Raw genomic sequence first — 21,127 nt, 5'->3', positions numbered from 1 at the left:
CCCAGCGGCCCGGCAGTGACGCGGCGACCGGGACCCATCCGGTGCCGCGCCGTGGATCAGGTGGAGACGAGAGCGGTGTCGAGAACCCGGATCAGCCGGCCGTTGAACTGCCCGACCACGACCAGCGAGTGCCACAGGCACACGTCGGCACGCAGCGCGGTCCAGGTGCTGGGCCCCAGGTCCGAGACGGTGATCTCGACCCGCCGGGTCGCGCCGTCCTCGCACAACTCCGGGTACCGCTCGGAGCGGCCGTGGGCGGCGGCGAGCTTGGTCATCAGGTCCGGGTTCGCGCAGAGCGGCAGGCGACGGCGGGTCATCAGGACCGCCCCACCGGCACGCAGGCACCGTCGTGGCCGGCCGGGAGAGCGCACCCGCCGAGGACCCACCGGTTGCAGCCGGTTACCCAGGTGTCGACCTCGACCAGCTCCGGACCGGCCTCAGCGACCGGGTGCCGGGCCTGCAGCTCGCGGAAGTCGGCGTCGGACATCACCCGCAGCCGCCCCTCGCGGGGGTTCAGCGACGCGGCCACCTGCAATTCCTTCGCGGCGTCGAACACCTCCAGCGCCGCCTCGCGGGACACCGGGCCGTAGGTGATTGTCGGGGCGAAGCTGTCGCCCTTGCTCCAGACGAAGTGGAACTCGGTGGCGCGCATCAGGACTCGCTGACCGCGTGCGCGTGGTCGCCGCAGGCCGGGCACGTCGGCTCGACCGGCTCGTCGCCGACGACCGTGGAGTGCCACGGGTGGACGCAGTCGACGGCGGTCGGGTCGTCGACCGGCGCGGTGACCGCCGCGGCGAACCAGCCGGCCGGGCGCGGGTTGGCGGTCAGGTCGAACCGGGCGTGCTCGACCCAGCGCGGGATCCACTCGTCGGCCTGCGGCGTGCCGGGGATGTACTCGAACGACCAGCGCTTGCCGTACTTCGCGAGCATCGCCAGGCGGCAGGCCTCGCCATCCTCGGCGATGATCGTGACGTACTTGTCGATCAGGCTCTCGCCGGTCAGCGGGTCGGTGTGGCCGCCGCCGAAGGAGAAGTAGCGGGTGACCGGCTCGACCGGGGTCTCGTCGACCAGGCCGCCGTCCGTCATCGCACCGACCTGGGGCGCGCCGCCACGGCCCGGGCTGATCGGGCGTACCGCGTCCACCTCGTCGGCCTCGCGGGAGTAGGCCAGGCCGGTCGGGTCGACGGGCTTGGCCTTCGGCGTCCGGTCGTAGTCGAACCACTCGATAGCCACCGCGGAGGCCTTGCCGAGCGGGCGGAAGAACGCCGAGTGGCGGTTCGCGCTATCGATCTCGACCTCGACACCCAGCGTCCGAGCGATCTCCGCGACCTCCGCCACGTTCTTGGCGGCGATCCGGATCTCGGCCTTGTCGTACTCGTTGGCGGGCATCGGCAGCACCGTCCCGCTGAGCATGTCGGCGCAGGCCCGCAGCTGGTCCACGAACTCGGACCGGCGGCCGTTGCGACGCCAGTCGCTGACCTCGTCGTCGGTGGCCAGCAGCACCGTCGCGCCGGGGGTGAGGGTCCAGTGGCCGAGCCGCCCGTCCGCCTGGCGGTAGATCAGCTCGACCTCGGGGCCGCGCTGCACCGTGTCGAAGTCGACCGTCGCCAGGGTCTCGACGGGGTAGTCCTCGGCCTCGCGCGGGGCGATCCAGTCGCCGCGGGTCACTTCGTCGGCCCGGAGCGCCTTGCGCTCGGGTACCGTGGGCTGCGTCATCGGACGGTCCTTTCGTGAATGGGAGTGATCTGTCCGGTGCTGGCGCGCCGCCCGGGGCTACGGGTGGCGCGCTTCTTGTTTCAGGACTGCTGCGGGCCGTTCGGGCCAGCGGGACCGCCCGGGCCGGGACCGGCCGGGCCGGGACCGGCCGGGCCGCCCGGGCCAGGGCCAGCAGGGCCAGTCGGACCGGTGCCGGCGGATCCGTCGCTACTCACGCCGCGCTCGGGATCGGCAGCGGGACCGTGAGGAACTGTTCGACCGGGACGCCAAGCGCGCCGGCCAGCACGACCAGCTCTTCACCGCGGAACGCGACATCGCCCTTGACCCGCAGCGCGAGCCCCGAGTGGGCGATCCCGAGCACCGGGGAGAGGTCCCGCATCGACTTGTTCTGTCGGGCCATCTCGGCGCGGACTTCGGCGGCGATGGCGTGACGAACCGGCACCAGCTGTATCGTCATCGCGTCGGACGGTTCGTTGGGTGACATGCCGCAAGACTGTCACGTATAGCGCAACGCCGTCAAGACCAACGTGTCATGTTTGCTGGGACCGCTTGACTTGTAGCGATTTGCCGGACAGGGTTGCGATATGACCCAGGCACACGAGCGAACCGCGACGCTCAGCGAGCTTGTCGCCGAGGAGATCCGGGCCTTGATGGCGCGCCGGCAGATGAGCGGCCGCACCCTGGCAACAAAACTGGACGTGTCCCCGTCATGGGTGTCCTACCGGCTCAGCGGCAAGCAGCCGATCGACATCAACGACCTCTTCCGGATCGCCAACGCGCTCGACGCGGGCGTCCACGACCTACTTCCGCCGCCGGAGGTGGCCGCCCGAGCGGCCGAGCCCCCGGTGCAGCCAGCAGGGGAAGGCCGCGCGGTAACCCGGCGGCCGAGCGTTAAATATCCTTAAAAGTCAATCCGTGATCAGGGCACGACGATGGGCTGCCGTCGCAGGTCAGCGACCACAGCCCATCGTTATCGGTCGATAAAAATGATTACCGGCGGAACTGGATCCAGTTCACATTGGCGAAATCAGCCGATTGCCCGCTGGTGAAGGTCAGATAGACCGTGTGAGTTCCGGACACATTCGACACGTTGCCCGGGATCGAGGTCCAGGTCTGCCAGCCGCCGGTGCTGCCGAGCGCGAAGCTCCCGATCGGCGCGTTGCTCCGGCTGTCCACCCGTACCTCGATCAGGCCGCTCACCCCGCTGCCGGCGCCGGAGGCGACCCGGGCCACGAAGTCCTTCACCCCGCCGGTGCCGAAGTTGACGTTGTTGAACTGCAGCCAGTCACCGTTCGCGATGTACCCGACGTCCTGCCCGCCCTCGGAGCACGTCTCCACCTGCACCCCGGCCGAGGCGTTGAACGACTCCGCCTGGATCTGCGCGTAGGCGTCCCGGGTGCCGGTGGGCGGCGTGGTGGTCGGCGGTGTGGTGGTGCCGCCGGAGGACTGGTACACCGCCACGTAGTCCACGAGCATCGGCACGCCGGACTGGGTGGCCGCGGTCGGTCCGCCGCCGAACGCCGCCGGGAAACCGCCGCCCATCGCCACGTTGAGGATCACGAACATCCCGTGGTGGGTGGCGTTGTTCCAGGTGGTCGCGTCGACCTGGGACGAGTTCAGGGTGAAGTAGTTGGTGCCGTCCAGATACCAGCGCAACTGCTCCGGCGAGGTGCTGCGATCAAATTCGATGGCGTACGTATGGAAAGCCGTCTGACACCCGGAACAGGCTCGCTCACCGCTGGTCAGGCCGGTCGTCTCGTTGCACACGCCGCCCGGATTGGTCCCGCAGTGCAGGGCGGCGAAGACCGAGGACCGGCCGTTGATGTCCTCCATGATGTCCCACTCGCCGATGCTCGGCCAGTTCGTCGCGCCGACCGGGCGGGCCGCGTCCCCGAGCGCCCAGAACGCCGGCCAGTACCCGGCGGCCGCGGCGCCGCTGACGTTCGGCTGCTGCAGGCGCGACTCGATCCGCACCCGGCCACCGGCCGGCGCCGCGAAGTCGGTGCGCTGGGTCTCCACCCGGCCGGAGGTCCACCGGCCGGCCGAGTCCCGGATCGGCTTGATCACCAGGTTGCCGCCGCCGTCCTGATAGACGTTCGCGGTGGAGTCGGTCATCGTCTCGATCTCGCCGGTGCCCCAGTTGGCCGCGCCGCCGGGGTATCCGGTGCCGATGTCGTAGAGCCAGTTCGACCGGTTCAGTCCGGTGCCGGACGCGCCGGTGAAGTCGTCGCTGAACACCAGGGACATGCCGGCGGGCGGGGCCGGGACGGCCGCCTCGGCCTGTGCCACGAACGTCACGGATCCGGCGACCGCGAGCAGCGCGGCGCCCAGCGCGAGGAGTCTTCGAGGAGCTGCCATGGGAACACGCCTTCCGAGGGGGATGAAGGTGCGGACGTGAGAGCGCTCTCTGGCAAAGATTGCACGCTTGTTTCCGGAACTTGTCAACGGTTGTCGATGGATGGAGCCCGATTCCCCGGACCGGCCTGCGGTTTCCGGGTAGATCGCGGCGGGTAACACCCGCGCATGGACCCCGCTGCCGAAGGCACGACGACGATCTCACCCCAACTCGCCGAACGTGCCGAGCGGAGCGATCTGCACACCCTCGGCATCGAAGAGGAGTACCTGCTCGTCGACGCGGTCGAGCCGCGCGCGGTGGAGACCGTCGACGAGGTGATCGACCAGGTGCCCGAAGAGATGCGGGCCAGCGTGCAGCACGAGTACCTGCGCAGCCAGATCGAGGTGGCCAGCCCGCCGCAGCTCGAGCTGAGCAGCCTCTACGACTCGATGCGCGTGCTGCGCACCACGCTCGCCGACGCCGCCGGACGGGCCGGCTCCCGGCTGGTCGCGGTCGGTGTCGGACCGGCCTCCGGGCCGAACTCGCGGCTCGTCGACAACCCGCGGTACCACCGGATGCGGGAGCGCTTCGGCGACCTCTCCCCCGGCCAGGGCTCCTGCGGCACCCACGTGCACGTCAGCATCCCGGACGACGAGACCGGCGTGCAGGTGCTCAACCACCTGCGGGTCTGGCTGCCCACCCTGCAGGCGGCGACGGCCAACTCGCCGGTCTTCGGCGGCCACGAGACCGGGTACGCCAGCTGGCGCTCGGTGATGTGGGAGCGCTGGCCGACCGTCGGCCCCACGCCGTACCTGCAGTCGCACGAGCAGTACCTCACGATGATCGCGGACCTGCAGGCGAGCGGCGCGATGCTCGACGAGGGGATGCTCTACTGGTACGCCCGGCTCTCCGCGAGCTATCCGACCGTGGAGATCCGGATGGGCGACGTGATGCCCACCCTCGACGACGCCATGCTGCTCGCCGCGCTGGCCCGGGGCCTGGTCGCCACCCTGGTGCAGGAGGTGCGCGCCGGAGCCGTGGCGCCGGACGTGCCGCACCCGCTGCTGATGGCCGCGCACTGGCGGGCCGCCAAGGACGGCCTCGAGGGGACCGGCATCGACCTGGCCACCCGCGAGCCCCGCCCGGCCTGGCGACTGCTGCGGCAACTGGTCGACTACGTCCGCCCGGAGCTGGAGCGGCACGGCGACGCGGAGCTGGTCACCGTCCTGATCGACCGGTTGCGCACCCGCGGGACCGGCGCGGCCCGGCAGCGCGCTCTGCTGGCCAAGGGCACCCCGGTGGCCGGCGTGGTGGACTGGCTGGCTCGGACAACTCGCGGCGAGATGTGACGAGACGGGAATCTCGCATGGATTCCCACAGATATTGCACAGGGAAGCACCGTGCGTGAACTGGCATAACAACCATACGTGACGATGTCATGACCGATTCGGTATCGCGCCGGATCTTGCCGCACGGTAGGCATGACGAATGCCGCCGCACACCTCGCCGCACCTGACGAGCTCCGGCGACGCAGCCGTTACGGGTGGGCGGCACCGTCGGCCGGACTCTGCCTCCGGCTCGGAGACCGCTGTGTCGTGGGCCCGCCCTCGCGCCGCGTTCCTCGAGTCGCCGCTTCGCTCCGCTGTGGACTCGTCCACCGGAGAGTCACCCGCCGCAGCAACGTCCCGGTCCGCGCGTCACCGAGCCGGTGACACGGGGTCGTACAGCGCCGTCCGTACCGAAAAAGATCGGACCGAAGCCGGACCTACCGACACCAGGACGCGGGCCGCGCGCGCCCGGCATTCCGCCGCGCTGATGCCGCCGGCGCCGAAGCGGTCTGATCCGAAGCGGTCGAACGGACAACGGTCGGCGACCGGCTCACACCGCGCGCCCAACACCATCCCGCTGGAATCCTGGCTGGAAGCGGCGAAGAACCGGCCGACCACCGTGCTCGGCACCCTGGTCGTGGCTGGCCTGCTGATCACCGCGGTGCCGCTCTCCCAGCCCAGCACCAGCAGCCCCGGCGCGCTGACCACCGCCGCCGTGCAGGCCGCGGCGTCGGCGCAGGCCGCACAGGCGGCCCAGCGGAACAAGGCCACCGACGCCGGTGGTGGCGAGCAGCAGAGCGACGACAGCCCGGAGCAGCCGGCCGCCGGCGCCACCGCCAAACCCACCCCGCAGGCCACCGCGACCGGCAAGCCGGCCGAGTACAACCCGTCCCGGGCAGTGCCCGCGGGCGCCGGGCCGGGCAGCTCGCTGCTCACCACCGGCACCCAGCAGGTCGCGCTGACCTTCGACGACGGCCCGGACCCGGAACTCACCCCGAAGATCCTGGCGATGCTCGCGCAGTACCAGATCAAGGCGACGTTCTGCCTGGTCGGTACGCAGGCGCAGAAACACCCGGAGCTGGTGCGGGACATCGTCGCGGCGGGTCACACGCTGTGCAACCACACGTTCTCGCACGATCTGACGATCGGGAAGAAGAGCGCCGCGAAGATCCGTGCCGACCTGGCGAAGACCAACCAGGCGATCCGGGCCGCGGTGCCGGACGCGCAGATCCCGTTCTTCCGGGCGCCCGGCGGCAACTTCAGCGACAAGCTGGTGAAGGTCGCCTACGCCGACGGGATGTCCTCGCTCTACTGGGAGGTCGACCCGCGGGACTGGGAGCACACCGAGGGCGAGACCGACGCCGCGCACATCAAGCGCGTGATCGCCACGGTGAAGAAGCAGACCAAGCCGGGCGCGATCATCCTCTCCCACGACTTCAACCAGCCGGACACCATCAAGGCGTACGAGGAACTGATCCCGTGGCTGGCGGAGAACTTCGAGCTGGGCGTGCCGACCGGCACCGGCGAGACACCGGTCACGCCGGCGTCGCCCGCCACGCCGACCCCGGCCACCCCGTCGCCGTCGGAGAGCACCAGCCCGCCGGACCCGGACAGCACGCCGACGACGGCACCGTCACTGGCGCCGTCGGCTGCCGCGACTACTTCCTAGCGGGTTGGCAGGCCGGGCACCAGTAGAGGTTGCGGCCCGCCAGCGGGCCGAGCGACACCGCGGTGCCGCAGACCAGGCACGGCTGCCCGGCGCGGCGGTAGACGTAGACCTCGCCGCCGTGCCGGTCGACGCGCGGCGCCCGGCTCATCGCCTCCGGGGTGTGGTGGGTGTGCACCGTGTCGATCCGGCCACGGGCCACCCCCTCCTTCATCAGCGCGCGCAGGTCGTCCCAGAGCGCCGCCCACAACTCCCGGTCGATCCGGATGCCCGGGGTCAGCGGGGAGAGCCCGGCGCGGAACAGCACCTCGTTCGCGTAGATCAGCCCGCAACCGGCCACGATGGACTGGTCCAGCAGCAGCGCGAAGAGCGGCTTGGTGCTGGAGCGGATCCGGGTGTACGCCACCGCGGGATCCGCGTCGTCGCGCAGCGGGTCGGCGCCGAGCCGGGCCCGCAGCAGCTCGACCGCGGGCGGCTCGAGCACCTCGCAGGCGGTCGGGCCGCGCAGGTCGAGCCAGTGTGCGGGACCGGTCATCCGCATCCGGACCTGGCCGACCGGGTCGGGCAGCGGGGGCTCACCCTCGGTGAACTTGCCGTACAGGCCGAGGTGGACGTGCAGGGTGCGGTCGTCCTCGTAGTGGTGCAGCAGGTGTTTGCCGTACGCCTCGGTGTCGCGCAGCACGCGGCCGTCGAGCAGCGCGGCGCCGCTCGCGAACCGGCCCTGCGGGCTGGAGACCGTCACCGGATGACCGGCGAACAGCTCACGATGGCGGGTGGCGAGGCGGTGAATGGTATGTCCCTCCGGCACGCGCCAAAGGTAACCGGCGGGTGGCCCGCCGACCGATCGGTCGTGATCAGCGCCACCAAGGGGGGTCATTCTGCCGTAAGCGGATTCGCCCTGAGGGGAATCACTGGGTTATGACACGCCCCTTGGGAGAAGGTGTGAGACGTAGAAGAGCGGATGCGAAAGGGTTGGGCTCATGACTGTTGACACGACCATGCGCGGTGGCGGCGCGTCCTTCGACGATCAGGTCTTCGAGCGGCTGCTCCGGGAACGGATCATTTTCCTCGGCAGCGAGGTCAACGACGAGGTGACCAACCGGATCTGCGCCCAGATGCTGCTGCTCGCCTCGGAGGACGCCGAGCGCGACATCGCGCTGTACATCAACTCCCCCGGTGGCTCGATCAGCGCCGGGATGGCGGTGTACGACACCATGCAGTACATCAAGAACGACGTGGCCACCATCGCGATGGGCATGGCCGCCTCGATGGGCCAGTTCCTGCTCTGCGCCGGCACCCCCGGCAAGCGGTATGCCCTGCCCCACGCCCGGGTGATGATGCACCAGCTCTCCGGCGGCATCGGCGGCACCGCGGCCGACATCGCCATCCAGGCCGAGAGCATGCTGCACATCAAGCACGTGATGAACGACCGGATCGCGTTCCACAGCGGTCACACCCCGGAGGAGATCGAGCGCGACTCCGACCGGGACCGCTGGTTCACTGCTCAGCAGGCCAAGGACTACGGCCTGGTCGACCACGTGATCAGCAAGGCCTCCGACGTGAACGCGGTCTCGTCGCTGGTCTGACCTGCCGATCGACCACGAGGGGCGCACACGTTCGTGCGTCCCTCGTGTCATTTCCGGGCGGGCCGGGTATAGGGCAGACATACATACCCGAGAATCCCCGCCATGGAGGTGCTGACGTGAGGTTGCCGACCTTCGCGCGAACGGCTACGACCGAGACCGCCGAGACCCCCCGCACCCCGGTGCAGCCGCGCCGCACCGACGACGCCACGACGCAGAACATCACCCGGGAGCGCTCCGAGCCCACCACGCAGGACATCAACAAGCCGTCCACCAGCACGGTCACTCCGCCGACCGCGGCGCAGCGCAAGCCGATCACGGTCGCCAACCCGGTCACGCCGGTCACACCCGTCTCGCCGGCCACCCCGGCCACCCCGGCCGCGGTTCCGGTCGCGACCCGCCGCCCGCGGGCCAGCCTGCTCGCCACGCTCGGCCTGATCGTCAGCGTCGCCGGTATCGCTCTCGTGCTCTCCGGCCCGCTGGCCGGCTGGGGCATCGGCGTCGCCGGTCTCGGCCTGGTCCTCTCGCTGGCCGGGCTGAGCGCCACCCGCAAGCAGCACGTGGCCGGCAAGACCGACGCGCTGATCGGCGTCGTGGTCGCCCTGGGCGCGATCGTGCTCGGCATCCTGGCCCTGGAGGGTCAGATCTACTGGCTGGGCACCGACACGCAGCCGGCGACCAGCCTGCGCGAGTGGCTTGACGCACAGTTTGCGAACCGTTTCTGACGGGTACATGACATTTACCGGCAGCGATACGCTGGCGGTACCTCGGAACCGGGACGACCTCGCGTCGGCCCGCCCCGAATTCCCGGCGGTTCGCCAGGGCTCCGGCGGTTCGCCGGACTCCACACGGGCGTCGGGGGTGGTGTGTGAACGCCGCCCCCGACGCCCGTGTGGCATGTGCACAACGATTCACCGCGAGACCCGGTGATCACGCAACGTTCCGCCGCGGTACGCATGGTTGAACCGGGGTGTGCGGAGGTCATCCGCCCCTACCGTTTCCTGCATGACCGCCAAGCGCCGCTATCTGATGTGCCGGCCCACCCATTTCGCCGTCACCTACCGGATCAACCCATGGATGGATCCCACGGCGCCGTACGACAACGCGCTGGCCGTCAGCCAGTGGGAGAACCTGCGCAAGGTCTTCCTCGAGCTGGGTCACACCGTCGACCTGATCGACCCGCTGCCCGGGCTGCCGGACATGGTCTTCGCCGCGAACGGCGGCACGATCATCGACGGCCGGGCGCTGGGCGTGCAGTTCCGGGACGCCGAGCGGGCCGACGAGGCGCCGGCGTACGCGGACTGGTTCCGGGCGGCCGGCTTCGAGGTCGAGATGCCCAAGCACACCAACGAGGGCGAGGGCGACATCCTGCTCTCCGGTGACCTGCTGCTGGCCGGTACCGGTTTCCGCACCTCGCACGCGTCGCACGCCGAGACCCAGGAGTTCCTGCGCCGTCCGGTGATCACGCTGCAGCTCGTCGACCCGGCGTACTACCACCTGGACACCGCGCTCTGCGTGCTGGACGAGACGAACATCGCGTACCTGCCGTCCGCTTTCTCACCGGGTTCGCAGTCCGTCCTCCGCCAGCTCTTCCCGAATGCGATCATCGCTACGCCCGAGGATGCCGCCGTGCTCGGCCTCAACGCGGTCAGCGACGGCCGTAACGTGGTCCTGCCGGTGCAGGCCGTCCAGCTCGCCGAGTCGCTGCGCAAGGGCGGTTACCACCCGATCGGGGTCGACGTGTCCGAGCTGCGCAAGGCCGGCGGCGGCCCGAAGTGCTGCACGCTGGAGGTTCGTCCGTGACGACTGTGGAATTCCGTACGCCGGACGCGCTGGCCGCGGCCGAGCGCTGGACCGCGCACAACTACCACCCGCTGCCCGTCGTCGTCGCCGAAGCCGAGGGCGCCTGGGTGACCGACGTCGACGGCCGCCGCTACCTGGACATGCTCGCCGGGTACTCGGCGCTGAACTTCGGGCACCGGCACCCCGACCTGGTCGCCGCCGCGCACGCCCAGCTCGACCGGCTCACGCTGACCAGCCGGGCGTTCGTGCACGACCAGTTCGCCACGTTCTGCCGCAGCCTCGCCGAGCTCTGCGGCAAGGACCTGGTGCTGCCGATGAACACCGGCGCCGAGGCCGTGGAGACCGCGATCAAGGTGGCCCGCAAGTGGGGTTACCAGGTCAAGGGCGTGCCGGACGGGCAGGCCGAGATCATCGTGGCGGACGGCAACTTCCACGGCCGGACCACCACGATCGTGAGCTTCTCCACCGATCCGGAGGCGCGGGCCGACTTCGGGCCGTACACCCCCGGGTTCGTGGTGGTGCCCTACGGCGACGCCGAGGCCCTGGCCGCGGCGATCACGCCGAACACGGTGGCCGTGCTGGTCGAGCCGATCCAGGGTGAGGGCGGCGTGCTGATCCCGGCGGCCGGATACTTCACCCGGGTCCGCGAGGTGTGCACCGAGCAGAACGTGCTGCTGATCGCCGACGAGATCCAGTCCGGCCTGGGCCGCACCGGCAAGACCTTCGCGATCGAGCACGAGGGTGTCGTGCCGGACATGTACGTGCTCGGCAAGGCCCTCGGCGGCGGCATCGTGCCGGTCTCCGCGGTCGCCGCGAACCGGGACGTGCTCGGCGTGCTCAAGCCGGGCGAGCACGGCTCCACCTTCGGTGGCAACGCGCTGGCCTGTGCGGTCGGCAGCGCGGTGCTCGACCTGCTGGGCACCGGCGAGTTCCAGGACCGGTCGGCGCGCCTCGGCGCCCACCTGCAGGCCGGGCTGGAGGGGCTGATCGGCAAGGGGCTCGTCGCGGTCCGCTGCCGCGGGCTGTGGGCCGGGGTGGACATCGACCCGGCGCTGATGACCGGGCGGCAGGCCTGTGAGCGGCTCGCCGAGCGGGGTGTGCTGGCCAAGGACACCCACGGGTCGACGATCCGGCTGGCGCCGCCGCTGGTGGTCACCGAGGCCGACCTCGACCACGCCGTCGCCCAGCTCGCCGCGGTGCTCGCAAGCTGACCCCGAGCGTGTGAAGTTTCGGTGCGGAGCGCACCGAAACTTCACACGCTCGAAGCAACACGACTCGGGTGGTCAGCGGCCGACCGGGCGGATCGCCATGGTCGGTGCCTCGGCCATCACCGACTGCGGCTGGACCACGCCGCCGGTCGACCAGAGCTTCGACCGGCCGACGTGCACGTTCGCGTACAGCTCGACGATGTCCTCGGCGTCCAGCACCCGGCTCTCGTCGCGGTGCAGCGTGATCCGCTGATCGTCGTCGGGTGAGCCGCCCGGGCGGACCCCGGTGCCGTTGGTGCTGATGTCCTTCGCGGTGATCTCCCCGGCCCGCAGCGCGAACCGGACGTGCCCGCGACTGATCCACTTCCGGGCTTCCTGGGTGAGCCACTGGCCGAGCATCACCCCGCCGTTGCCCTCCGGCGCGCGGCCGACCACCACCGGCTGATCCTCCGACACGGTGAAGCGCTGCCGGATGATGCCGTCGATGCGTACCGAAAAAACTTCGGTGGCCGGACGCGGACCGGCGTCCTTGAGCCGGTCGCCGTGCCGCGGACAGGTCGGCACGCCGGCCCGCAACGCCGGCGGCGGCTGCGCCACCGGGTTGGTGAAGGTACGCATGTCGGCGAACGGGCTGTCCGACTCCCCGCCGGTGCCGAACGTGGTGCAGTTCGTGTCGGGGCAGCGCCAGATCCGGGAGAGCAGCCGCTCACCCAGCGGCGACCGTGGCGTCGGCGGCACCGCCTCACCCCGGCCCACCCGGGCCACCAGCGCCGGGCCGCCCTGCTGGGACACCAGGGCCAGCAGCCGGCCGGGCTCGGCCACCCACGGACGGGTGCCGCGGAACCGGTCCTCCCGGTCCCGGGTGAGCACCGGCAGGCCGAGCATCTCGGCCACCTCCAGCACCCGGTCCTCGATCTGCGGCACCACCTCGACCTTGCCGTCGTCGGCCCAGCGGCGCACCACCATGCGCTCGTTGGAGGTGAGGTCGGTGTCCGAGAGCAGACCGCGCGGAGCGATCACGTAGACCGGGACGTTCTCCTCGGCGGCGTAGCGTCCGAACGCGTCGACCAGCAGGCCGAGGCGCACCAGACTCGCCGGGCGGCCGCCGTCGAGATCGGCGTAGCGGACGACTTCCGACAGATCGACCACGGCCCGGGCGAGTGCCGGATCGGTGGTGAGCCGGACCTCGATGGCGTCGAGGACCTTGCTGACCTCGAATCTCACGAGCTCTCCCCCTGTCCTGCACGTACGGATTACCTGCGGCTCATTCTGCCCGGCGCGTGATCCTCGCGGCCAACCGGGCGGGAACCACGCCGTACTTTGCCCGCAGGTGTCCGTTTGCCGGTTCCCTCGATCGGGAAGTTCACCATCGATCGGCGTTTCTGAAAGCCGACACGGCAGGAAGGACACTCATGCGGACACCACGGCTCGCCGGTCTGAGCGTCGCGGCGGCTGCGGCCGCGTTCGCGATGGTCGGCTGCACCAACGGGACCACGCCCGTGACCTCGGCGTCGGGCACCCCGGCGGCATCGGCGGCATCGATCGCGCCGACGAGCAGCGCCGACCCGGCAGCGGTCAAGGCGCTCTCCGACGCGGCCGCGGCCCTCGGCGACACCAGTTTCAAGATGACCATGACGAGCGGCGCGGGCTTCCAGCTCACCGCGGACATCGACGCCCCGAAGGGCAACGGCACCGCGGAGATGAGCGCCAAGGGCGCGAACACCGCGCTCACCGTCAAGACGCTGCTGTTCGGCCAGGACCTGTACGCCCAGATCCCCGGCATCACCCAGGGCGACACCTGGACCCACCTGGACATGGCCCGGCTGCCGGACGGCGCGAACATCGGTCTCAAGCCCGGCCAGATCGACCCGGCGAACACCGCGAACCTGCTCAGCGCCACCACCGACGCGCGGATGTCCGGTGAGGGCTCGTACGCCGGCACCCTGGACCTGACCAAGGCCGCCGGTGTGGCCGGGGTCGACAAGGTCACCGTCGACGGCTACGGCGCGGACGCCCAGAAGGTGCCGTTCGAGGCCACCCTGACCAAGGACAGCCGGCTCGACACGCTCACCCTGAACCTGCCCGCGGTGAACAACACCCCGGCGCAGCCCCTGGTGATCAAGTACAGCGACTACGGCCAGACGGTGACCGCCCAGCGGCCCCCGGCCGGTCAGATCACCGAGGCCCCGGCCGGCGTCTACCAGGCGCTGGGCGGCAAGTAAGACGTTCTCAGGCGGCGCCGCGGTCGATCCACAGTGGCCGCGGCGCCGGCTGGTTCTCCTCGACCCACGCGTCGATCCGGGCCCACCAGGCATAGAGCCAGTCGATCCGCTCCTGCTCGGTGTCCGGCACCTCCTCCGGCGGCACGCTCCAGAACCGCATCACCAGGCGCTTGTCCATCGGCAGCTCACGCCACACGTCGCCGATCGTGATCATCCGGTCCAGGCCGGTGTGCGCCACGAAGATCACCCCGGCGTCCGGGGCCGCCTCGATCGCCGCGAGCAGACCGCCCGGCTTCGGCGGCAGCAGATGCCGCAGGTTCTCGGCCTTCTCCGCCATCTCGTCCAGCCCGCTGGCCCGCAACCGGGCAATCGCCTTGACCTTGCGGCGCGGCGTGAAGTTGCCGCCCTCCGGGAAGATCACGAAGGCGTCGTTGTCGTCCAGCCCGGTGGCCAGCTGACCGATCTGCTCCTCCAGCGTCGCGGTGCCGGTCCGGCCCGGCGTGATGAACCGGTTGGGCAACCGGTTGAGCAGCACGTCGACCGCCGGATCCCACTGCAGCGCGGCCTTCAGCACGATCCGCGGCTCCCGGGCGAACCAGTTGACCAGCGCGTGGATCAAGGTGAACGAGTCACCCGGCCCGGCGTGCCGGCTCACCACGATCTCCGGCCGGCCCGGCTGCGCGGTGTCCGGGTCGGTGCCGACCACGTCGATCGCCAGGTGCAACGACCACCTGGCGAACCAGAACAGGGTACGCAGGAACCAGCCGGTCACCACGTAGTGCGCGCGCTGGAAGAACGGGGTGCGGATCCACCGGCCGAAGCCCGAGGCCAGCCAGAGCGCCGCCATCACGATCAGCGCCGCGGCGTCCCAGACCATGTAGACGATCAGCAGGAAGACCAGCCGTGGCACCCGCAGCCGGCCGGGCACCAGCGGCGACACGGCCAGCGCGAACAGCAGCCAGATCGGCAGCGTGGTCAGCAGCATCGCGGCGAGCAGCACGACGGCCGGGCCGATCACCAGACGGCGGACCCACGTCGGCGGCAGGCTCATCAGCGGACGCCCGGCTCCGGCAGCGGGTGGACATTGGCGGCCAGGTAGCGCCGCGAGGCGGTGTAGGCCCGGCTGATCCGGCGGCCCACCCGGGCCATGTCCCGATAGGCCCACGGCGAGTCGTCGCCACCCTCGCCGCTGCCGCTGGGCAGCACGTGCACCCGGACGCCGCCGGGCAGCAACGCCATGTCCCGGGCGAAACGGTGCCGCCGGGCGATCTCGAACGCCACCTGCGCCACCTCCCACGGCCGTCGGGGCACGCTGAGCTGCCGTTCCACCCGGCCCACCTGGAGCACGAAGATGAGCCGCGCGCCGAGCCGGACCGCTTCACTGATCGGGATCGAGTTCACGATCCCGCCGTCCACGTAGTGCTCCCCGTGGATCTCCATGGGTGGCAGCAGGCCGGGCACCGCGGACGAGGCGAGCACCGCGTCGACGAGCGGGCCACTGTCGAACCAGTGCTCGGCGGCCCGCTCGATGCTGGCCGCGCAGCAGTGGAACGGCACCTTCAGATCGGCGAAGGTGGCCGCCGTGCCCAGCTCGCCCTCGAGCAGGCGGCGCAGCGGCAACGGCGAGTGCAGGTGGGTACGCGCCGCGAACCGGCGCAGCTGGCGGCCGATCGAGTCGCCGTAGACCGCCGCCGCCTCGGGGGACGCCCAGAGCCGGACCAGCCGGTCGGTGACGGCCTCACCGGGCTCGGCGGCGACCAGGGCGCCGTTGACCGCACCGATCGACGTGCCGACCACCACGTCCGGCCGGAAACCGGCGCGGAAGAGGGCACGCAGCATGCCCACCTCGACCGCGCCGAGCACGCCACCACCGCCGAGAACGAACGCCACCGGACCGTCGACCATGGGCTCCATGGTTCCACGCGCCCGGCGTCGCGGCGCGTCAGTCCAGCTCGGGCATCGCCACCGGCTGAGGCCGGGGGTGGCAGGCGCCGCACTGCACGGCGTCCTCCACCACCAGCGCCTCGGCCCGGTCCCGGACCACCGACCTGCTGACCTCCAACAGGTACGGCCCGAACCGGGCGTGCTCGGCGCACACGCCCCGTCCGCAGAACCGGCACGTGGCCCGGGCCCCCTCGGCACAGAACCAGCACAACATGTCGTCCCCTCCCGGTGGGGCTGAGGCCTAGCCCGGATCCGACTCCTCCGTGACCGGCGTGGTCGACACCGACGGCGACGGCGCCGCTGAACTCGGTGATGGCGACGGCGCCGCTGAGCTCGACGTCGCGGTCGGCTTCGGTGAGGCGCTCCGGCTGGTCGGCCGGGTGGTCGGCGTCTCCGGCACCGTCGTCGCGCCGCCGTTCGGCGTCCGGCTCGGGGTCGGCGACGTGCTGGCCGAGGCGCTCGCACTCGCGCTGGCCGAGACACTGGCGCTCGGGCTCACGCTCAGGCTCGGCACCGCCGAGGCGGACGGCGCGACCGGCTCGTCCGACGGGAACGGCGCCTCGGACGGATCGTCGCCCTCGGTGGTGGCCGGCTGCGGGATCTTCACCCCGTCGCCACAGGTCAGGTCACCGCCGGTGGCCGGGCTCTCCACCCCGCCCGCGGTGATCGTGCCGTTCGCGACCGCGACCGCCGACGGGTCGACCGAGTACCAGGACGCGCCGGTGTTCGACACGTCGCCCTGCGCGCGGGCGATGGTCAGGCGCAGCGGCTGGTACGCCCCGCTCGTGCCGGCCGTGTCGGCGAGCAGCCGCCCGCTCTCCAGGGTCAGCCGCCCGGACGGGGCCGCTTGCCGGCCGCTCGTCACCGCGGCCGCGTTCAGGGTGATCCGGGCGCCCGGGCAGAGCAGCACCGCGCCGCCGCCCGGGAAGGTCAGCCGGGCCCGGCTCTTGCCCGGCGCCTCGACCTGGGCGCCGGCGCTCAGGTAGCGCCGCTGCCCGGCCGGCACCGTCTGCCGGTCGCCGCCGTCCTGCGTGGTGGCCTGCCCGCGGTCCACGGTGAGCAGCGCCCGCTCGGTCGGCATCTCGGCCCAGGCCGGTCCGGCGCCCAGGTCCAGGACCAGGCCGCCGAACACGACGACGAGCAGCAGGCTGACGAACACCCACATCCGCTTCTCGAAGTGCCGGTCGACGTCGAACTCCTCGTCGCTCTCCGGCGGCGGGCCGGGCGGCACCGCCAGCGGCGGGTGCACGGCGCCCGGACGCACCGCGAGCGGGGCGCCCGGACGGACACCCGGCATCGGCGCGCCCGGACGGGCCTCGAAACCGATGAGCGGCGGCAGGTCCGACGCGTCCGGGATGATCCAGAGCCGGACCGGGGTACGGGTCTGCGCGACCATGCCGGGCGTGCCGTCACCGACCGGGCCGACGAGCGTGCCACGGCGCAGCTCGATGCCGTCCGGCATGGCGATCACGCCGGACTCGACCACCACCGCGTGGGTGGGGCCGTGCAGGATCACCGGCGCGCCCGGTTCCAGGTCGACCGGGTGCGCGGCGGCGATCAGCGCGAGCTGCTGGTCCTCCTCCAGGCCGGCGAGCGCCGGGGTGTCGGCGAACAGCGCCTCGGCCTCGGCGCGCTCCATCGGCGGCGGGCCGGGAAGCGGGCCGACCACGGTGGTGACCGTCGAGGTGGGCACGGCCAGCAGGGCGGCGCTGCCGGCGGCGTGCCAGTCCAGCGCGGCGCTGCGGCCGGTGAGCGCGGCGGCCAGGCCGACCACGGTGCCGGGTCCGGCGTGGTGCCGGATGGTGCCGCCCGGGTCGCCGGGGCGGCGGCCGTGCAGGGCGCCCTCGACCACCACGTACACCACCGGCTGGTGTTCACCGGCGAGGACGAGCTGGCGGCCGACCGACGGGTGCGACCAGCGGGCCCGGGCGGCGAGCGACTGCAACGCCGGGTCGGGCAGGCCACCCAGGTCGGAGGCGTAGAGCGCGGCCATCCGGCGGGGCATGTCGTTCTCCTGGTCGCGCTCCGCGGCGCGCTGCCGCCACCGGCGCCAGCCCCGGCCGATCCGGCCGAGCAGGAAGTAGAGCGGCGGGGCGGTCAGGCCCAGCAGCATCAGGACGAGCAGCACCCGGGACGCGGCACCCTCGTACCAGAGGCCGGTCACCAGGCCGTGCACGCGATCGGTCCACAGGCGGTAGCCCAGGGCCACCGCGGCGGCCAGCCAGAAGAGGGCGAGCAGGCCGTACAGGGCGATCAGCCGGCCCTCGCGGTCCAGCACCGACCAGCGCGGCCCGCGGCGGCGCAGCCGGCCGCCGAGCCAGGCCAGGCCACGGGCCCGCAGGTCCGGGATCTCCAGCCAGTCCATCAGCAGGTACTGGCCGTCGAGCGGCAGCAGCGGGCTGAGGTTGAAGAACGAGTGCAGGTAGAACAGGAACGCCAGTTTGAAGGCGATGCCGCTGGTGGCCGGCGCGGCCAGGCCGACCAGCTGGACCAGACCGGCCAGGGCCAGCCCGGTGGCCGGGCCGGCCGCGGTGACCGCGATCCGGGCCCGCCGACCGGCCATCCAGACGTCGGTGGTGTCGACGAAGACGGTGGGCAGGCCGAAGTGCAGCATCAGCCCGGCGACCGGCACCTCCCGGCCGACCCGTTTCGCGGCGAGCGCGTGCCCCAGCTCGTGCAGGCCGAGCGCGATCACGTTGAGCAGCAGCAGGGCCAGCGCGCCGAGCAGGTACGAGTCGCCGGCCAGGAACAGCGCGTGCCCGCCGCGCTGCCAGGTCATCACGAAGAGCACCGCACCGGCCATCGCCAGCAGCGTGCCGAGCCAGACCGCCGGCCGGGTGAAGAGCAGCTTGCCGACACTGTTGTAGAGGCCGGTGAGCGCGCCGTCGGCGTGCACCGAGAGCATCCGGCGGCCGCGCAGGGCGCCGAGCAGCGATCCGCCGACCCGTTTCGGCAGCGGTTCCCGGCTCATCTCGCGGAGCGGGCGGAACGCGTCGCCGGGGAGGTCCTCCAGCATCCGGTTGCCGGCCAGGTCGGCGACCACCCGGCGGACCTGGTCCGGTGCGAGCCGGCCGGCGATCCGGGCGAACTCGGCGACCAGCCGGGCCACCGTGCTGACCCCGTCCATCATCAGGGCCAGCTGGTACTCCTCCGGGGTGAGCCGGAGGTAACAGCTGCGGCCGCCGTCGTCGGGCGAGCGGAGCATCACGTACCGGCCGCCGCGGACCGTGGTGCGGTGCCGCACCTCGATGCCGCCGCGCAGCTCGGGACGGGCTCGGGACGGGTTCAACCGGTCGGCGACGGCGTGCCAGAGGCCGGCGTCGGCGGGGCCGGACTCCGCGCCAGGGGCCCGACCGGCCAGGGCTTCCCAGACACTGGTCCGGGTCTCGACGTACGTCAACTCGCTGGGCCTCTCACTCCGCCGAAGCGAAACCGCGCCGACGGCGAGGGCTCTGCCGATGGCGAAAGGAGATTAGGCGGAACCCTGGCCGAACGCGAGTCCCCGGCGGAGAAACCTGCCCGTTGGTCGCGAAAGTCCTGAATAGCGGCAGTAGACAGGAATACGGCGGGTGACGTGCCCACCCCTGGTCACGTCACCCGCCGCAGCGAAAGGATTGAGGTCTACTTGGATTCGGCGAGCGTGACGGTCACCGATTTCTCGGCGCCGTTGCGGGTGAAGGTGATGGTCATCTGCTGACCGACCGAGCCGGCCTGCACCGCGGCCACCAGGTCGTCCGACTCGCTGATCTCCTTGCCGTCCACCTTGGTGATCACGTCGCCCTGCTGCAGGCCGGCCTTGGCCGCCGCGCTGCCCGACGTCACCTGGCTGACCAGGGCGCCGCCGTTCTCCGCGGTGGTCACGCTGACGCCGAGCGCCGGGTGGCTCACCTTCGTGCCCGCCATCAGCGCCTTGGCGACGTCCACCGCCTTGTTGCTCGGGATGGAGAAGCCGAGGCCGATGTTGCCGGAGCTGGAGCCGGAGGTGGCGATCGCCGAGTTGATCCCGATCACCTCGCCGTTCGTGTTGACCAGCGCGCCGCCGGAGTTGCCCGGGTTGATCGGGGCGTCGGTCTGCAGCAGGCCGGTCATCGTGGTGCTGGTCGACGACTGCTGTTGCTGCTGCGACTGGCCGAGCGGGTTCTGCTGCTCCTGCTGGTCCTCTTCGCTGCTGGACTCGATGGTGCGGTCCTTGGCGCTGATGATGCCGGCGGTGACCGAACCCTCCAGGCCCAGCGGGCTGCCGAGCGCCAGCACGGTGTCGCCGACCTCCATCTTCGAGCTGTCGCCGAAGGTGGCGGCCTTGAGCCCGGAGACGCCGTCGGCCTTGACCACGGCCAGGTCGGTCCGCGGGTCGGTGCCGACGATCTTCGCGGTGGCCTTCTTGCCGTCCGCGAAGATGATGTTCACGGTGTCGCCGGAGGCCGAGGCCACCACGTGGTTGTTGGTCACGATGTAGCCGTCGGCGCTCATCACCACGCCGGAGCCCTCACCGGAGCCGGTGGTGATCGAGACGACGCTGTCCTGCACCGCGGCCGCGATCTGGGCCAGCGAGGAACGGTCCACCACCCGGGTGACCGAGGAGTTGCCGGTCTGGACCGTCGGGTTCGAGCCGTTGTCGTCCATCGCCATCACGGTGGCGGCGCCGACGCCGCCGGAGAGCAGCGCGATCACGATGGCGGCCGCGCCGGCCATCAGGATCTTGCGGCCCCGGCCGGTGCGCGGCGGCTGGGCGCCCGGACCCTGCGCCCAGACCGGGACGACGCCCTCGGGCGGTGTCGGTGTCGCGCCGTGCTGCCAGGCGCCGGTGTGCTGGTAGCCCGCCGGCTGGCCATAACCGGTCTGGGCGTAGCCGGGCTGCTGCTGGGCGGCGTAGGGGGAGTAGCCCGCGGCATACGGCTGGCTGGTGACCGGGATCGCGGAGACCGGCGCCGGCTGCTGCCACGGCGATGCGGGCGCGTGCGGCGGCTGCGGTGCGGCCGGCTGGTAGGACTGCGGGTCGGCGGACTGCTGGTGAGCGGCGGGCTGGGCCCAGGCGCTCGGCGCGGTGGGCTGCGCGTCGTGCAGCAGTTGCGGGGAATGGTGCGCAGTGGGCTGCGCGTCGTACTGCGGCGTGGGGTGCGCGCCGGAGGTGGGTGCCGCGGACTGGTGAGCGGCGGGCTGCGAGGCAACCGGCGGCTGCGCTGCAGTCGGCTGCTCAGACTCCACCCGCTCCGTGCTGCTGAACTCAGCGCCGGCGTCCGCGGGCCGCGGGTTGGTCTCGTTCTCGTTCATGTCGCCTACTCTGCCCCGTCGTACTCGTATCTACCTGTGCTGCCCCTGAGC

General features: G+C 71.7%; 20 protein-coding genes. 8 read left to right on the top strand and 12 right to left on the bottom strand.

From position 1 onward, the window contains the following. Nucleotides 1-56: 56 nt before the first annotated feature. From Apa02nite_RS07330 to Apa02nite_RS07315, 4 genes are all read right to left on the bottom strand, one after another. A complete protein-coding gene (locus Apa02nite_RS07330; protein ID WP_203824365.1) occupies nt 57-317 on the bottom strand; it encodes a hypothetical protein in 261 nt (86 codons plus the stop codon). After that, nucleotides 317-652, bottom strand: coding sequence for a hypothetical protein (locus Apa02nite_RS07325; protein WP_203824364.1), 336 nt, complete (start codon nt 650-652; stop codon nt 317-319). Before Apa02nite_RS07325 ends, Apa02nite_RS07330 begins: the two co-directional genes overlap by 1 nt. Next, a complete protein-coding gene (locus Apa02nite_RS07320) occupies nt 652-1,716 on the bottom strand; it encodes a hypothetical protein (RefSeq protein ID WP_203824363.1) in 1,065 nt (354 codons plus the stop codon). Before Apa02nite_RS07320 ends, Apa02nite_RS07325 begins: the two co-directional genes overlap by 1 nt. A gap of 211 nt (nt 1,717-1,927) precedes the next feature. Beyond that, on the bottom strand, nt 1,928-2,173 hold the full coding sequence (locus Apa02nite_RS07315) for a helix-turn-helix domain-containing protein (RefSeq protein WP_203824362.1): 246 nt from the start codon (nt 2,171-2,173) through the stop codon (nt 1,928-1,930). Nucleotides 2,174-2,300: 127 nt separating this feature from the next. On the opposite strand from Apa02nite_RS07315, the gene Apa02nite_RS07310 reads away from it, so the two are divergent. Then, nucleotides 2,301-2,621 (top strand): helix-turn-helix domain-containing protein, encoded by a 321-nt coding sequence (locus Apa02nite_RS07310; RefSeq protein WP_203824361.1) that lies wholly within the window; start codon nt 2,301-2,303, stop codon nt 2,619-2,621. Nucleotides 2,622-2,706: 85 nt separating this feature from the next. On the opposite strand, the gene Apa02nite_RS07305 is transcribed toward Apa02nite_RS07310, so the two are convergent. Continuing rightward, the gene (locus Apa02nite_RS07305) at nt 2,707-4,074 is read right to left on the bottom strand and encodes a carbohydrate-binding protein (protein WP_203824360.1); all 1,368 of its coding nucleotides are present in this window, start codon (nt 4,072-4,074) and stop codon (nt 2,707-2,709) included. Between the two features lie 165 nt (nt 4,075-4,239). On the opposite strand from Apa02nite_RS07305, the gene Apa02nite_RS07300 reads away from it, so the two are divergent. Next, the gene (locus Apa02nite_RS07300; protein WP_203824359.1) at nt 4,240-5,400 is read left to right on the top strand and encodes a carboxylate-amine ligase; all 1,161 of its coding nucleotides are present in this window, start codon (nt 4,240-4,242) and stop codon (nt 5,398-5,400) included. Nucleotides 5,401-5,866: 466 nt separating this feature from the next. Continuing rightward, nucleotides 5,867-7,048, top strand: a complete 1,182-nt coding sequence (locus Apa02nite_RS07295; RefSeq protein ID WP_203824358.1) for a polysaccharide deacetylase family protein — start codon at nt 5,867-5,869, stop codon at nt 7,046-7,048. Here the strand turns inward: Apa02nite_RS07295 and Apa02nite_RS07290 are convergent. Beyond that, on the bottom strand, nt 7,038-7,853 hold the full coding sequence (locus Apa02nite_RS07290; protein WP_203824357.1) for an Fpg/Nei family DNA glycosylase: 816 nt from the start codon (nt 7,851-7,853) through the stop codon (nt 7,038-7,040). The genes Apa02nite_RS07295 and Apa02nite_RS07290 overlap by 11 nt on opposite strands. Nucleotides 7,854-8,025: 172 nt before the next feature. Here Apa02nite_RS07290 and Apa02nite_RS07285 point away from each other — a divergent pair, with 172 nt between their 5' ends. From Apa02nite_RS07285 to rocD, 4 genes are all read left to right on the top strand, one after another. Then, complete coding sequence (locus Apa02nite_RS07285; protein ID WP_067697212.1) at nt 8,026-8,631, top strand: ATP-dependent Clp protease proteolytic subunit; 606 nt, start codon at nt 8,026-8,028, stop codon at nt 8,629-8,631. Between the two features lie 116 nt (nt 8,632-8,747). Further along, entirely contained in the window at nt 8,748-9,353 is a 606-nt protein-coding gene (locus Apa02nite_RS07280; RefSeq protein WP_203824356.1) for a hypothetical protein, read from the top strand. 280 nt (nt 9,354-9,633) lie between these two features. Next, nucleotides 9,634-10,431: a dimethylargininase gene (gene ddaH / locus Apa02nite_RS07275; RefSeq protein ID WP_203824355.1), complete on the top strand. Its 798-nt coding sequence runs from the start codon at nt 9,634-9,636 to the stop codon at nt 10,429-10,431. Then, nucleotides 10,428-11,642 (top strand): ornithine--oxo-acid transaminase, encoded by a 1,215-nt coding sequence (rocD, locus tag Apa02nite_RS07270; protein ID WP_203824354.1) that lies wholly within the window; start codon nt 10,428-10,430, stop codon nt 11,640-11,642. The genes ddaH and rocD overlap by 4 nt, the downstream gene beginning before the upstream one ends. Before the next feature lie 72 nt (nt 11,643-11,714). On the opposite strand, the gene Apa02nite_RS07265 is transcribed toward rocD, so the two are convergent. Next, on the bottom strand, nt 11,715-12,863 hold the full coding sequence (locus tag Apa02nite_RS07265; protein WP_203824353.1) for an FHA domain-containing protein: 1,149 nt from the start codon (nt 12,861-12,863) through the stop codon (nt 11,715-11,717). A gap of 188 nt (nt 12,864-13,051) precedes the next feature. Here Apa02nite_RS07265 and Apa02nite_RS07260 point away from each other — a divergent pair, with 188 nt between their 5' ends. Continuing rightward, complete coding sequence (locus tag Apa02nite_RS07260) at nt 13,052-13,861, top strand: LppX_LprAFG lipoprotein (protein WP_203824352.1); 810 nt, start codon at nt 13,052-13,054, stop codon at nt 13,859-13,861. Between the two features lie 7 nt (nt 13,862-13,868). Here the strand turns inward: Apa02nite_RS07260 and Apa02nite_RS07255 are convergent, their stop codons facing one another. From Apa02nite_RS07255 to Apa02nite_RS07235, 5 genes are all read right to left on the bottom strand, one after another. Continuing rightward, a complete protein-coding gene (locus Apa02nite_RS07255; protein ID WP_203824351.1) occupies nt 13,869-14,912 on the bottom strand; it encodes a 1-acyl-sn-glycerol-3-phosphate acyltransferase in 1,044 nt (347 codons plus the stop codon). Then, a complete protein-coding gene (locus Apa02nite_RS07250; protein ID WP_067697226.1) occupies nt 14,912-15,766 on the bottom strand; it encodes a patatin-like phospholipase family protein in 855 nt (284 codons plus the stop codon). Before Apa02nite_RS07250 ends, Apa02nite_RS07255 begins: the two co-directional genes overlap by 1 nt. Nucleotides 15,767-15,803: 37 nt before the next feature. After that, nucleotides 15,804-15,959 carry a hypothetical protein gene (locus tag Apa02nite_RS07245; RefSeq protein WP_232344362.1) on the bottom strand — a complete coding sequence of 52 codons (156 nt, stop codon included), beginning with the start codon at nt 15,957-15,959 and terminating at the stop codon, nt 15,804-15,806. An 87-nt stretch (nt 15,960-16,046) separates the two neighbouring features. After that, nucleotides 16,047-19,205 (bottom strand): cyclic nucleotide-binding protein, encoded by a 3,159-nt coding sequence (locus Apa02nite_RS07240; RefSeq protein ID WP_203824350.1) that lies wholly within the window; start codon nt 19,203-19,205, stop codon nt 16,047-16,049. A 221-nt stretch (nt 19,206-19,426) separates the two neighbouring features. Continuing rightward, nucleotides 19,427-21,076 carry a S1C family serine protease gene (locus Apa02nite_RS07235; RefSeq protein WP_203824349.1) on the bottom strand — a complete coding sequence of 550 codons (1,650 nt, stop codon included), beginning with the start codon at nt 21,074-21,076 and terminating at the stop codon, nt 19,427-19,429. Nucleotides 21,077-21,127 lie beyond the last annotated feature (51 nt).

The organism is Actinoplanes palleronii (assembly GCF_016862315.1).
Taxonomy (GTDB): Bacteria; Actinomycetota; Actinomycetes; order Mycobacteriales; family Micromonosporaceae; genus Actinoplanes; species Actinoplanes palleronii.
Note: the sequence above shows the minus strand (reverse complement) of the source record. Positions and strands in the feature narration are given on the sequence as shown.